This window comes from Roseibium sp. R5 (assembly GCF_055755305.1).
This window is the reverse complement of the sequence record NZ_CM146910.1, coordinates 3,205,157-3,218,442: the sequence shown is the minus strand read 5'-3', so window position 1 is coordinate 3,218,442 and position 13,286 is coordinate 3,205,157. Positions and strand designations below refer to the sequence as shown.

The window sequence follows — 13,286 nt, the reverse complement described above, 5'->3', positions numbered from 1 at the left end:
TGCGGCGCAGCAAAGCGGCTCTACATTCTTGTAAACAATCCTTTTATGGCGGGCCGACACACTGACATGACGTCTTTTATTTCACCGGACAACGAACAGCCGCAAAAACCAGGCGCCGGTGACACGGAGACGACGCTCTCCATTAGACTTCTGTCATCCTTGGCAGATGTGCCGGCTGACAAATGGGATGCGGTTGCCAATCCCGGCTGGATCCTTAGCGAAGGCGGAAACCTGGCGCGCGCACAGGACGCTGTTGCGTCTCAAGATCTCACTTCCGCGCTAGCCCCTGAAGCTGATTCAGATTCTGAAGAAACAGACTTCAACCCTTTCTTATCCCACGCTTTTCTGGAAGCCTTGGAGGCATCTGGCTGCGCGACACGCCAGACTGGATGGATGCCCCGGCACATGGTGCTGGAGGATGGTAAAGGCGCGGTTCTTGGAGCCGTTCCCGCTTATCTGAAAAGCCACTCCCAGGGTGAATATGTCTTCGATCATGGTTGGGCCGACGCATTCTACCGGGCGGGCGGCGACTATTATCCAAAACTCCAGATATCGGTCCCTTTTACTCCGGCGACAGGCCGCCGTTTTCTGACCAGCTCCGACATCAACAGGGAAGCTGGGCTCCAGGCACTCGCAGCTGGCCTTGTACAGGTTTGCCAACGCACCGGCGCCTCCTCGGTTCACGCGACTTTTTTGACTAAACCGGAATGGGACTCGCTTGGCGATCTCGGTTATCTGAGGCGCACAGATCAGCAGTTCCACTGGGACGACAACGGCTACGAAACCTTCGACCAGTTTCTCGGCGACCTCGCCTCGCGCAAACGCAAGGCGATCAAAAAGGAACGCCGCGAAGCCATCAGCGCTGACGGGCTCGAAATCGAATGGGTCACCGGCAGCGATCTGACAGAAGCGCATTGGGATGCCTTTTACGGATTTTACATGGATACGGGCGCCCGTAAGTGGGGCCGCCCTTATCTCAATCGTGCCTTCTTCTCGCTAATCAGTGAACGGATGGCGGACCGCATTCTTCTGGTCTTGGCAAAACGCAATGGCCGGTATGTCGCCGGGGCCCTCAACTTTATCGGATCGGAAACCCTTTTCGGCCGCCACTGGGGTTGCACCGAACACCATCCGTTCCTGCATTTTGAGCTATGTTACTATCAGGCAATCGACTTTGCCATTTCCAAAGGCCTGAAACGCGTCGAGGCCGGCGCTCAGGGAGCGCACAAATTGGCGCGCGGGTACCTGCCGCAAACGACCTATTCTGCCCACTGGATTGCCCATGAGGGCCTTCACGACGCAGTCGCAGACTTTCTGGAGCAGGAGCGGCGCGCCGTTCAACGCGAAAACGAAGCGTTGGCTGAACATGCCCCTTTCCGGAAAGGCAGCTAAAACTTCCATTTGCCACGCGCCTGAGATCCAACAACAATTTGCCTCTTTCACAAGATCGGCATTCGTCTGCACAGGGCTTGCCGGATCGCGTCCAATCCATTACCTAGGGACCATCATCAAGAGTTGGGACAGATGCCCCACGCCAACCTGCCGATCCGGGCAAGGTGGTTCTTCGAACAGAAGATGCGGCCGTGAACTTCAAGTTCAAAGGCAACGAATCGGATCGAAGAAAGGCATCTGTCTCTGGTTACAGGACGCGCAAATGCCGATAAAAATTCCAAACGATCTGCCCGGCCGCCCCATTCTGGAATCCGAAGGCGTGATGATCATCCAGGAAGCGGATGCCATGCGTCAGGACATCCGCCCCCTGCGCATCGGTCTTCTCAACCTGATGCCGAACAAGATAAAGACAGAGACCCAATTCGCACGCCTTCTCGGCTCCACCCCGCTTCAGATCGATCTGACGCTGGTGCGCATGACCAACCACGTGCCACGGAACACGCCAACGGAGCATCTGGAAGCGTTCTATCGTCCCTGGGAAGAAGTCCGGAACGAGAAGTTCGACGGGTTCATCATCACCGGAGCCCCGGTGGAGAAGCTGCCCTTTGAAGATGTCGGATACTGGCAGGAAATGCGCGATGTGCTGGATTGGACCCAGACACATGTTCATCGCACGCTGACCATCTGCTGGGCGGCTCAGGCGGCCACTTATCACTTTCATGGCATGCCGAAATATGCGCGGGCCGACAAGGCAACGGGCGTCTACCGGCAACGGACGCGCGCGCCGGCCTCGCCGTATCTCCGAGGGTTTTCCGATGATTTCTGTCTGCCCGTCTCACGCTGGACGGAAACCCGGAAGGCCGACATTCCGGACGGCAGCAATCTGATGGTGCTGGCGGAAGATGACGAGACCGGTATGTGCCTCCTGGACGATCCGGAGCATCGCTGCCTGCATATGTTCAATCACATCGAGTATGACACGACGTCTCTGGCGGATGAATTCGAACGGGACAGCCAGGTGTCTGACACGCCGATCCGGCCGCAGAACTACTTTCCGGATGACGATGCCACCCGGCAGCCGGTGAATCGCTGGCGGGCCCACGCGCATCTCCTGTTCGGCAACTGGATCAATGAGATGTATCAGTCCACACCGTTTGATTTGAACAATATCGGCGAATAATCGGACACTGCCGGGCGGTCACAACCCTTGTTGTCGAACCGCCTGGCGGAGTAATGTGTCCGTCGACATTCGAAGACTTTTTCCCTTTTTAGAGGTACGCATGCCGATCGAAACGCCCGCCTACGACGACCAGAACATCTTTGCCAAAATCATGCGCAGAGAGCTGCCGAGTCACAAGGTCTATGAAGACGACAAGACGGTCGTGATCATGGACATCATGCCGCGCGGTGACGGACATGTGCTGGTCATTCCGAAGGCTCCATCCCGCAACATTCTGGACATCGCGCAAGAGGACCTGAACGCGGTGATGGCCACGGTCCAAAAGATGGCGCATGCAGTGATCAAAGCTTTTGGGGCAGATGGCACCACCATTCAGCAGTTCTCTGAACCAGCCGGCGGCCAGGTGGTGTTTCACACCCATGTCCACATCATCCCGCGCTTTGACGGCGTCAAGATGAAGCCGCACACCGGTGAAATGGCTGACAACGATCTACTTGCCGAACAAGCCGACAAGATCCGCGCTGCGTTGAGCTAAGCCTCAAACCCCGCGACACTTCTCCGGAGGCAAGTGCTGTGCCTCCGGATTTCACGACGACGCCTTGGATCAACTCGCGGCGGCGATCCCTGCCGGGTTCGCAGCGGCCTCATGCGCTGCATCGAGCACAGCCTCGTCTTCCAAAACTCTCTCGAAACTCGGCCGTGCGGTAATTCTCTCGGCATACTCGGTAAAGACCGGCCAGTCCGGCACCAGACCGAACATCAAGGTCCAGCGCAGAGCAGATCCCCAGAAGATGTCTGCTGCGGAAATCTGATCTCCGAGGAGATAGGGTGCTCTTACAAGCTGCGCCGCCAGAGCCTTCATCACGGCGTCATAGCTGCAATACGGCGCGATCTGCTGCGGTATATCCGTGTTGAACGCCTTGTTGACCACGGCGGGCTCAAAGGATGCAGCATAAAACGCCATCCACCGCAGATAAGCGCCACGCCGCGGATCGCTCAAACCTGGTGTCAGTCCTGCCTCGGGATAAAGATCAGCGGCATACAAGGCGATGGCGACAGATTCGGTAATAACCGTCTCACCGTCTTGAAGCGCCGGCACCTTACCTAGAGGATTGATCTTCAGATACTCTGGCGACTGCAGGTCACCAGCTTTCGCATTGTGTACTTTCAGCTCGTAATTGGCACCGAGTTCATCCAGCAGTACGCGGAGCGTGCTGGCGCGGCTGCGCGGTGCATAATGAAGCACGAGTTTGTGATCGGTCATGGCGGGGCTCCTTTGATCCGGTGTGGCCATTTGGCCAATGCGCGCCATGTATCAGCCCCCTGCTGACAGCCTTCTGTCAGGAGTGTCAGGAGCCCAAGATCCACCATCCTGTCAGTAGAAAAACAACCGCAGACAGCACTCCGACGATCACGCGCTGCCCGAGAGCCAAGAAGCAGACAAACCCGAAGGCCGCGGCCGCCAGCCGCAACCAGATCGGCGTGTCGCCCAGCACACCTTGGGGAAACAGAACAAGCTTGGAGATCACACCTGCAACCAGTGCCGTTGCAACGCACCGGACCCAGATGAAAAGTTCGCTGTCTTCGCGCAGTTTGCCGCCGGCAAAAACACCCAACCACCGCCACACATCGGTTGCAAGCCATCCTGCGACGAGGATCATCACATAGGGCCACCACCAGGTTTCCGTCATCAGGTCACTCATGACAGTCCCCGGCGCCAAAATCGTGTGACGAGATAGGCAAGCGTTCCGCCAAGCAGGCCAGTCCAAAGGAGATCAAGACCCGGAAAATAAAGGAAGAACAAAGGGCCAAGCACAAGGCCGGAAATCATCGCCGCCTTGTCGGCATTCATCCGCGCAGCGCCCCACAAGGAACACAGGAAGTAGACCGGTGTCACAAGGACAAGAGCCCCGGTGGCCATGGGCGGCATCCGCTCCACAAGCATGTAGGCAATCCCGGTGGACACAAAGACAAAGCTGGTCACCCCGCCGCCAAACCCGATGAAGAACGGCAACCGCCCTTCCCTCGGCAGGTCGGGCAAGTTATTCATCGCGTAGACCCAAGCCGTCACCGCCACAAAATGCGATGCGATCAGCAAGTGCCAGGTTTTGGTCTTACCCGGCACCTTCAGGAACGGCATCAACGCCATCGTCATGGGCATCAGACGCACGGATGCCAACGCAACCGCGACAGCGGCGGGGATCAATCCCATGCCCGACGCCATGGCTCCGGTCAAAACCACCACGGATGGCAAGGCCCACACCGCCCCTGTCATGAGAAGTGTTTCGGCCAGGCTCAATCCTGTTTCGCGGGCCATCCCGGCAAACCCGACAAAAGCAGACGTCAGGATGAAGGCGGGAATGGAAATCGCTGCGCGCGCGCCGCGCAGCATCCAGCCCCGGCCGGAAACGGGTGGCTTCGAGGATAGTTGCGGTTGCCCCGTGTCCTTTGAGGCAGTCATGAAGGCGTTTCCAAATTGCTGAAGTTAGTAAGGATTCCTTACCTTTATCCAGCAAACCTGTCCAGCCCACTGTCCGGTGGCTTCGGCCACCCGATCAAAATCCGCTTTAGACCGACCGTGTCAGCCCGCCATCAATTCGTATGTTCTGACCCGTGACATAGGCCGCTAAATCACTGGCGAGATAGGAAATTAACCCGGAAACCTCCTCCGATCGGCCATATCGGCCCATCGGGATGCGCGACCGGCGGTCTTCCTTTTCCGGCAAGCTGTCGATGAAGCCGGGCAACACGTTGTTCATGCGCACATTCTCAGAGGCGTACTTGTCCGAAAACAGCTTGGTGAAGGCAGCAAGACCGGCCCGGAACACGCCGGAGGTCGGAAACATCGGATCCGGCTCGAATACGGCAAAGGTGGATATATTGATGACAGTGCCGCCGCCCTGGCGTGCCATGATCGGTGCCACCAGACGGCTCGGACGGATCACATTCATCAAGTAATAATCCATTCCGAGATGCCAGTCTTCATCCGAGATCTCCATGATATCGCCCTTTGGACCGTGCCCGGCAGAGTTCACGAGAACATCAATGCGCCCGAAGGCAGTCATTGCCTTGTCGACAAATGCTTTCAGGTCATCGTTGCTCAGGTTTGAACCGGTGTGACCAATGCCGCCCAGTTCCTTTGCCAGTGCCTCCCCCTTCCCGGAGAACGACAGGATCGCGACTTTGAACCCGTCTGCCGCCAGCCGTCTGGCTGCATCCGCGCCCATGCCGGATCCACCAGCTGTAATCAGGGCCACTTTTTGTTCGCTCATGATATGTCTCCTTTGGGCATAGTCTTAACGATGAAGCATCTTCTTGACCAATCATGCTTTCTGCACCTAAACAGTAGAAAAGCTACTGCTTTAGTGAAACGGCGATGCGTCCTCCCAGCCTCAACAAACTCAGAGCATTTGATGCTGCGGCCCGGCACCTCAATTTCCGGCTGGCTGCAGAGGAGCTCAACCTTACACAAGGGGCAGTTGCCCAACAGGTTCGCGCTCTGGAGGATGAACTTGGTGTTCAGCTGTTCGACCGGCTTCCCCGCGGTCTCGCGCTGACCGCACCGGCGGAAAGGTTTCACGCTCAAGTTCGGCGTGGGCTCGATGAAATCGATCGGGCGATAAACGATGTATCCCAACAGGTTCCACGCATCACACTCAGCCTGCCCCCGTCCTTTGCCGCGCTGTGGCTTGTTCCCCGTCTGCCTGGTTTTCTGGACAAAAATCCGGGATTGGATCTGGCAACACTGGCCACCGAGCGGCTGGCAACCTTCAAAGGCGACGGCGTCGACCTGGCCATTCGGATCGGCGCCCCACCTTTTACAGGTCTCAAGAACCATTTTCTTGCACCAATTCGACTGGCAGCCGTTGCGTCGCCGACGCTGACCAAGGATCGAAAGACAATAGAAAATATTCAGGATATGCCGCACCTGCGCATTCTTCTGGACAGCCACACCTCCTGGAACGAGGTGCTAGGGACAGAGCTGCTGCCGGAAGACGTCACTTACCTGAGCTTCAGCCATTCCAGCCTTGCCATCAACGCGGCGTTGGAGGGGCAAGGTATCGCCCTTGTCCCGGAGCTTCTGGTGCAACGGCAACTCTCAAACGGTGCATTGACGTGTTTGTGGCGCCAGCCCGATCAGGGCATCGGCACACGCGGCTACCATCTTGTTTACCCGGAAAACCCGGTCCGATTTGGCGAAGCACGGCAAAAGGTGATTGATTGGATCTGCCGGGAGTTTGGCAAAGACCAGCTGGCATAAGACCTGCTCAGTTTTGCTGCGTTCTAACGTCCGTTCGGGCCATCCAAAGCAGTGCGCCTTGCGTAAGCAAAGCAAAAAACAGCGCTGGACATTGCCATATGACGATCTTTTCGCCGACCCGCGAAGCAGCTCTCCAACACCTTGACGATTTTACGCCGCAGATGGGCCAGGCCTATGCAGCTCAGCGGAACTATGATCGCGGCCCAGGCAAGCACACATCCGTTTCCGGCTTGTCGCCGTTCATCCGCCGGAGGTTGATCAGCGAGCAGGAAGTTGTGACCGCAGCCCTGCAAAACCACGGTCTTGATGGCGCTGAAAAGTTTATTCAGGAGGTGTTCTGGCGCGGCTATTTCAAAGGCTGGCTCGAACGCCGCCCTGCGATCTGGGAATCTTATCAGCAAGGTCTGGCCACCGACCTGGAGGATCTGGAGAAAAACAGCGGCCTGCGTCAGGCAGTGACCCGTGCGGAGGCCGGGCAAACCGGGATCGACTGCTTTGATGCCTGGGTGGATGAGCTCGTCCACACTGGATACCTCCACAACCACGCACGTATGTGGTTTGCGTCCATCTGGATCTTCACTTTGAAGCTTCCCTGGCGGATCGGCGCAGATTTTTTCTATCGCCACTTGCTGGACGGAGACCCTGCCTCGAACACGTTGAGCTGGCGCTGGGTTGCCGGACTGCACACGCGCGGCAAGACCTACGAAGCCCAAGCATGGAACATCGCGAAGTTCACAGGTGGTCGGTTTGCGCCGGAAAGTTCAGACTTCGAAACCGGGGTGACGTCACTTGATTGGAGCGAGCCGAACGGGCTCCCGTCCGCCCAACCGACACGAGATTTTGCTGCGCCGGAACCGGGCAAGGCAACGGCTCTCCTCCTCACCGAGGACGATTGTCTGCCGGAGACACTGATCCCAGACGGCATCGAATTCGTTGCAACCGCGACGCTGACATCAAGTGACCTGAGATCACCACGACCTGTTCCAGACCACATTCGCTCGTTCGAAGCAGGAGCTTTAGAAGATGCTGCACAACGGATTGGACAGGCGGCGACAAGGTTAAACACCGCTTCGCCGGCCCCAATCATTGAGTGGGCGGCAGAAGCCGGAGCCAAGCAGATCGTCATGCCCTATGTCCCGGCCGGACCGCTCAAGGACTGGCTGGACGCATCCCGGCCGAAGCTCGAAAACCATGGCCTCACCCTGACCGAAATCCGGCGTCCTTGGGATGATGCGATCTGGCGCTATGCAACGGCCGGTTTCTACAAGGTGAAGAAGGAGATTCCAAACATCCTCAACCGACTGGAGATCGCATGACCGAACCGGTTGGCATCGGCATCATTGGGGCTGGCATGACAGGGCTCTCTTGCGCCCGTACACTCAAAGATGCCGGACACACGCCTGTGATTCTGGACAAAGGCCGCGGAATTGGCGGGCGCCTCGCGACCCGGCGGGCCGACAATGGCCTTCAGTTTGACCATGGCGCGCAATACATCACAGCAAAGACTAAGGAATTTCAGAAACTGATCGAAAGCCTCAAGTCCGTTGATGCCGCCGGTGAATGGGACATGGGCGAGCGGACTGGCTTTGTCGGCGTACCCTCAATGAACGCGCTTGCAAAAGTCTTGGCCAGTGACCTCGACATCCGCCGGCAAGCACAAGTGCGTTCGATCACCGAGACCGAGGGCCACTGGTCTTTGGAAATCGATAAAGACACCCTTGTCTTCGACCGATTGATCATCACCGCCCCGGCCCCGCAAACCATGGCTCTACTCGGCACCGACCACCCGATCTCAAAACAGATCGCCCATGTCAGTCTTTTGCCCTGCTGGACCTTGATGGCTGCCTTTGACGATGAGGATGACGCTCTACCCGCTTCCCACCGCGACCCGGATGCCCCGCTGGCCTGGATCGCGAATGAGAAAACCAAGCCAGGGCGCCCCGGCCGGACTGCATTTGTCGCCCAGGCAAGTCCTAACTGGAGCGAAGACCATCTGGAGCTCGACAAAGCCGTCGTGGCTGACCTGATGCTGAGCGAGCTTTGCAAGACCCTGGACCTTGACCGGGGCAAAGTGGTTCATATCGACGCGCACCGGTGGCGCTATGCCAAGGTCGGTACTCCGCTCGGCCAGCCGTTTCTTTCAAACGCGTCGAAAACGCTTTTCCTGGGCGGTGATTGGTGCCTCGACGCCCGTGTGGAAGCCGCATTTCAAAGCGGCACTGCAATCGCGGAAACCCTTCTCAACGATCTGTGACGCAGCATATTCAACGAACACACCGGACAACCGAACCCATTCCCAAAACGAGAGAGGCAGCAAGCATGGATTTGCCGATCGAGAACGTCCAATCATATCCACGGCCACCAATTGTCGAACCGGTTCCGCAGCGGATTCTGATAGTTCTGGGGTCCGTGGAGATCGTTAATACCACGCGGGCTTTACGGGTGCTCGAAACCCATCACCCGCCGACCTATTACATTCCCCCGGAGGATGTGAAAGCTCATTTGCGCCGCCTCCTCCAATCCACCCTATGTGAGTGGAAAGGCGCCGCCACCTATTTCGATGTGTCGGCCGGCACCCGAACGGCAAGGGCCGCCGCGTGGCACTATTCCCGGCCAACGCCCGAATTTCAGTCGCTCAAAGACCACCTCGCGTTCTACCCCGGGAAAATGGATCTTTGTCAGGTGGGTTCAGAGCGCGTCGATCCGCAAGCGGGAAAATTCTACGGTGGCTGGCTGACCCGGAACCTTCACGGAATACCTAAAGGTGCCCCGGGGACTGAACACTGGTAACCGGATAAGACCTACTTCCTACTAACGAAAACGGGCGCCCATTGGGCGCCCGTTTATAATTGATTTCAATACTTTCAGTCCGCAAGCGGAACTTTCGGAACAAGGCTTTTCTTCGACGAACCGCCTTTGTCCGTTGGCTTTGAAGCCTTGGTAGCTGCTGCCTTGGTAGCCGGTTTGCGCTTGCGCTTTGGCTTTGCCTTGGTCGCGGCTTTCGGCTTGGCCTTTGGCGGTGTGGCGCGCTCTTCGACGCTCTCCAAGAGCAGACCATTGCCGTCCTCGGAGACCGAGACCTTGACCATGCCGCCCTTTTTGAGTTTACCGAACAGCACTTCGTCAGCCAGCGGCCGCTTGATGTGCTCCTGGATGATCCGGCCAAGCGGCCGGGCTCCCATCTGGCTGTCGTATCCCTTGTCGGCGAGCCACTTGACGGCGTCGTCGCCAAGTTCGAAGGTGACGTTCCGGTCTGCAAGCTGGACTTCCAGCTGCATGACGAACTTCTCGACGACCTTGTAAACAACTTCGACCGGCAGATTGCCGAACGGGATGATCGCATCCAGACGGTTGCGGAACTCCGGTGTGAACAGCTTGTTGATCGCTTCCTGATCGTCCCCTTCCCGCTTGATGCGGTTGAAGCCCACCGGCATCTTGGCCATATCGGCCGCGCCTGCATTGGTGGTCATGATGAGGATGACATTGCGGAAGTCGACCTGCTTGCCGTTGTGATCGGTCAGCTTGCCGTGATCCATCACCTGCAGAAGGATGTTGAAGAGGTCCGGATGGGCCTTTTCGATTTCATCCAAGAGCAGGACGCAGTGCGGATGCTGGTCGACACCGTCGGTGAGCAAACCACCCTGGTCAAAGCCGACATAACCTGGAGGAGCACCGATCAGACGGGACACCGTATGCCGCTCCATGTACTCCGACATATCGAAGCGGATCAGCTCCACGCCCAACGACGATGCGAGCTGGCGCGCGACCTCGGTCTTACCGACGCCGGTCGGACCTGAGAACAGGTAAGACCCGATCGGCTTGTCCGGCTCGCGCAATCCGGCACGGGCCAGCTTGATCGCGGATGCCAGTGTTTCGATGGCATTGTCCTGACCGTAAACAACGCGCTTCAGATCCTTGCCAAGGTTTTCCAGAACTTCTGCATCGTCCTTGGAGACCGACTTCGGCGGGATCCGCGCCATCGTTGCAATGGTGTTCTCAATTTCCTTAACGCCGATGGTCTTACGGCGGCGGTTTTCCGGAACCAGCATCTGGCTCGCACCGGTCTCATCCAGTACGTCGATGGCCTTGTCCGGCAGTTTCCGGTCGGCAATGTACTTCGCCGACAGCTCGACCGCTGTCTTTATGGCGTCGTTCGTGTACCGCACCTTGTGGAAGTCTTCGAAATACGGTTTCAGCCCCTTCAGAATGTCGATGGCGTCAGGAATGGTCGGCTCGTTGACATCGATCTTCTGGAACCGGCGCACCAGTGCCCGGTCCTTTTCAAAGAACTGACGGTATTCCTTGTAAGTCGTTGACCCGATGCAGCGGATCGCACCGGATGCCAGCGCCGGCTTCAACAGGTTGGAGGCGTCCATTGCCCCGCCTGATGTAGCCCCAGCACCGATGACCGTGTGGATCTCATCGATGAACATAACCGCACCCGGATAGTCTTCGATTTCCTTGACCACCTGCTTCAGGCGTTCTTCGAAATCACCGCGGTAGCGCGTACCCGCAAGCAGCGCGCCCATGTCGAGTGAGAAGATCGTGGCATCCTGAAGCACTTCGGGAACATCTGCATTGACGATGCGGTGGGCCAAACCTTCCGCAATTGCTGTCTTGCCCACACCCGGGTCGCCCACGAACAACGGATTGTTTTTCGACCGGCGGCAAAGAATCTGAATTGTCCGCTGGATTTCGTCGTCCCGCCCGATCAACGGATCGATCTTGCCCTTCTCCGCCTTCTCATTGAGGTTGACGCAGTATGCTTCCAGAGCGTCGGTTTTCTGTGTTGGCTTTTTCTCAGCATCATTGCCGGAAAGCACGTCCTCTTCTTCCGCGCCCTCAACCGGCCGGGTCTCCGACATGCCAGGACGCTTCGCGATCCCGTGGGAAATGTAGTTGACCGCGTCGTAACGGGTCATGTCTTGGTCTTGCAGGAAGTAGGCTGCGTGGCTTTCACGCTCGGCGAAAATCGCCACAAGCACGTTTGCCCCGGTCACCTCTTCGCGCCCGGACGACTGCACATGAATTACAGCGCGCTGAATCACACGCTGGAAGCCTGCAGTCGGCTTGGCGTCCTCGTCACTGTCGGTGACAAGATTGTCGAGCTCGGTTTCGATATATTCGATCAGGTTCTGGCGGATCGTATCGAGATCCACGTTGCACGCCCGCATGACTGCGGCCGCGTCCTGATCGTCCAGCAAAGCCAAAAGAAGATGCTCTAGCGTGGCATACTCCTGCTGGCGCTCATTGGCGAGCGCCAAGGCCTGGTGGAGGGCTTTTTCAAGACTGCGCGAGAAAGAAGGCACGTGTGTAAGTCCTCACTTTTTTTCCATGACGCATTGCAGGGGATGCTGGTGCCGGCGCGCGAAATCCATCACCTGGGTTACCTTGGTCTCGGCAACTTCATAGGTGTAGATCCCGCATTCCCCAACGCCGTGATGATGCACGTGCAGCATGATGCGCGTGGCTTCCTCACGGTTCTTTTGAAAGAAGCTCTCCACCACATGGATCACGAATTCCATCGGCGTATAGTCATCATTCAAAAGCAGCACGCGATACAGGTTTGGCCGCTTGGTGACTGTTTTCGTCCGGGTGACAACAACCGTTCCGGCGTCGCCACCGTCCTTGTCATAATCAGGTCCCGCAGTCATTTCCGTTACACTCGTCTGTGTCACTCCAGCCCTAACCGTCTCATTTCCAATAGGCCCGCTTAGCATTCAGAGCTGGTCCGGGCCTTATCTTACGCAGGTTACATTCCGCCGGATATCCGGCCTTTGGATATGTAATCCTGCCGCGCCCGAGGCACTTTCGCAATGGTCGTTTTCATCAACATCTGGGCATTTGCCATCCCGGATGCATCAGCATGTTGTCAATTACGGATGTAGGTCTCTAAAATCCGATTAAAAGACCGTGCTTTGAGCGAAAATCGACCGGCGCTCTCACCGCGACCGGGAAAAAAGAATAATTGGGTAAATCGTAAAAACACAAAAACCCGGCCGTCACCGACCGGGTTTTCAAAAAACTCAATCCGGGCAAGGGCCCGGCGTTGGCAACTTACTTGCCGAATTTGCCGATGATGCCTTCGTACGGCTTGTAGGCGTCCTTGGACAGATCCGTGACCATTTCACCGATCTTTGTCATTTCGCCAACAAAGCTTTCGTAGGAAGTCTTCACATAGTCAGCCTGGGCTTCAAATGCAGTGTCCAGGGACTTGGAGGCGACCAGTTTCTCAACAGCAGCAGTGCCTTCTTCGAAGGATTTCTTCTGATAATCAGCAACCTCAGCAGCAATTGCCTGAAATCCTTTGCTCATGGAGCCGAATGATTCCATGGCCAGGTCCATGCTGTCTTTGCTCATTTTCTGGATTTCATCGAAGTTGTTCATCATGTCGTTTGCCCTTCTCCGGCGAGCCGGTTGCCAGTGCCATCTACTGTGACCCGTCTGGACTGT

General features: G+C 57.1%; 14 protein-coding genes and 1 riboswitch. Of the genes, 7 read left to right on the top strand and 7 right to left on the bottom strand.

Going from position 1 to position 13,286, the window contains the following annotated elements:
* The first annotated feature begins 66 nt into the window (after positions 1-66).
* The 3 genes from AC0J4F_RS15150 to AC0J4F_RS15140 all read left to right on the top strand — a co-directional run bounded on the left by AC0J4F_RS15150 (position 67) and on the right by AC0J4F_RS15140 (position 3,107).
* A complete protein-coding gene (locus AC0J4F_RS15150) occupies positions 67-1,392 on the top strand; it encodes a GNAT family N-acetyltransferase (RefSeq protein WP_473023897.1) in 1,326 nt (441 codons plus the stop codon).
* Between the two features lie 108 nt (positions 1,393-1,500).
* Positions 1,501-1,620: riboswitch (SAM-I-IV-variant riboswitch) on the top strand.
* Positions 1,621-1,654: 34 nt separating this feature from the next.
* Positions 1,655-2,572 carry a homoserine O-succinyltransferase gene (locus tag AC0J4F_RS15145; RefSeq protein WP_473023896.1) on the top strand — a complete coding sequence of 306 codons (918 nt, stop codon included), beginning with the start codon at positions 1,655-1,657 and terminating at the stop codon, positions 2,570-2,572.
* 106 nt (positions 2,573-2,678) lie between these two features.
* On the top strand, positions 2,679-3,107 hold the full coding sequence (locus AC0J4F_RS15140) for an HIT family protein (protein WP_473026434.1): 429 nt from the start codon (positions 2,679-2,681) through the stop codon (positions 3,105-3,107).
* 69 nt (positions 3,108-3,176) lie between these two features.
* On the opposite strand, the gene AC0J4F_RS15135 is transcribed toward AC0J4F_RS15140, so the two are convergent.
* The 4 genes from AC0J4F_RS15135 to AC0J4F_RS15120 all read right to left on the bottom strand — a co-directional run bounded on the left by AC0J4F_RS15135 (position 3,177) and on the right by AC0J4F_RS15120 (position 5,844).
* Positions 3,177-3,836: a glutathione S-transferase family protein gene (locus AC0J4F_RS15135; protein WP_473023895.1), complete on the bottom strand. Its 660-nt coding sequence runs from the start codon at positions 3,834-3,836 to the stop codon at positions 3,177-3,179.
* Between the two features lie 85 nt (positions 3,837-3,921).
* Complete coding sequence (locus AC0J4F_RS15130; RefSeq protein WP_420337302.1) at positions 3,922-4,275, bottom strand: AzlD domain-containing protein; 354 nt, start codon at positions 4,273-4,275, stop codon at positions 3,922-3,924.
* Positions 4,272-5,033 carry an AzlC family ABC transporter permease gene (locus AC0J4F_RS15125; RefSeq protein ID WP_473023894.1) on the bottom strand — a complete coding sequence of 254 codons (762 nt, stop codon included), beginning with the start codon at positions 5,031-5,033 and terminating at the stop codon, positions 4,272-4,274. The genes AC0J4F_RS15130 and AC0J4F_RS15125 overlap by 4 nt, the downstream gene beginning before the upstream one ends.
* Before the next feature lie 106 nt (positions 5,034-5,139).
* Entirely contained in the window at positions 5,140-5,844 is a 705-nt protein-coding gene (locus AC0J4F_RS15120; protein ID WP_473023893.1) for an SDR family oxidoreductase, read from the bottom strand.
* Positions 5,845-5,948: 104 nt separating this feature from the next.
* Between AC0J4F_RS15120 and AC0J4F_RS15115 the strand changes: the two genes are divergently transcribed.
* From AC0J4F_RS15115 to AC0J4F_RS15100, 4 genes are all read left to right on the top strand, one after another.
* A complete protein-coding gene (locus tag AC0J4F_RS15115; RefSeq protein WP_473023892.1) occupies positions 5,949-6,833 on the top strand; it encodes a LysR substrate-binding domain-containing protein in 885 nt (294 codons plus the stop codon).
* A gap of 98 nt (positions 6,834-6,931) precedes the next feature.
* On the top strand, positions 6,932-8,149 hold the full coding sequence (locus AC0J4F_RS15110) for an FAD-binding domain-containing protein (RefSeq protein WP_473023891.1): 1,218 nt from the start codon (positions 6,932-6,934) through the stop codon (positions 8,147-8,149).
* A complete protein-coding gene (locus AC0J4F_RS15105) occupies positions 8,146-9,087 on the top strand; it encodes an NAD(P)/FAD-dependent oxidoreductase (protein WP_473023890.1) in 942 nt (313 codons plus the stop codon). The genes AC0J4F_RS15110 and AC0J4F_RS15105 overlap by 4 nt, the downstream gene beginning before the upstream one ends.
* Positions 9,088-9,152: 65 nt before the next feature.
* A complete protein-coding gene (locus AC0J4F_RS15100) occupies positions 9,153-9,623 on the top strand; it encodes a DUF427 domain-containing protein (RefSeq protein ID WP_473023889.1) in 471 nt (156 codons plus the stop codon).
* A 74-nt stretch (positions 9,624-9,697) separates the two neighbouring features.
* Here the strand turns inward: AC0J4F_RS15100 and clpA are convergent, their stop codons facing one another.
* The 3 genes from clpA to AC0J4F_RS15085 all read right to left on the bottom strand — a co-directional run bounded on the left by clpA (position 9,698) and on the right by AC0J4F_RS15085 (position 13,220).
* Positions 9,698-12,142, bottom strand: a complete 2,445-nt coding sequence (gene clpA / locus AC0J4F_RS15095) for an ATP-dependent Clp protease ATP-binding subunit ClpA (protein WP_473023888.1) — start codon at positions 12,140-12,142, stop codon at positions 9,698-9,700.
* Positions 12,143-12,154: 12 nt separating this feature from the next.
* The gene (clpS, locus tag AC0J4F_RS15090) at positions 12,155-12,487 is read right to left on the bottom strand and encodes an ATP-dependent Clp protease adapter ClpS (protein ID WP_008195276.1); all 333 of its coding nucleotides are present in this window, start codon (positions 12,485-12,487) and stop codon (positions 12,155-12,157) included.
* Between the two features lie 403 nt (positions 12,488-12,890).
* The gene (locus tag AC0J4F_RS15085) at positions 12,891-13,220 is read right to left on the bottom strand and encodes a phasin family protein (RefSeq protein WP_209002245.1); all 330 of its coding nucleotides are present in this window, start codon (positions 13,218-13,220) and stop codon (positions 12,891-12,893) included.
* Between the last annotated feature and the right edge of the window lie 66 nt (positions 13,221-13,286).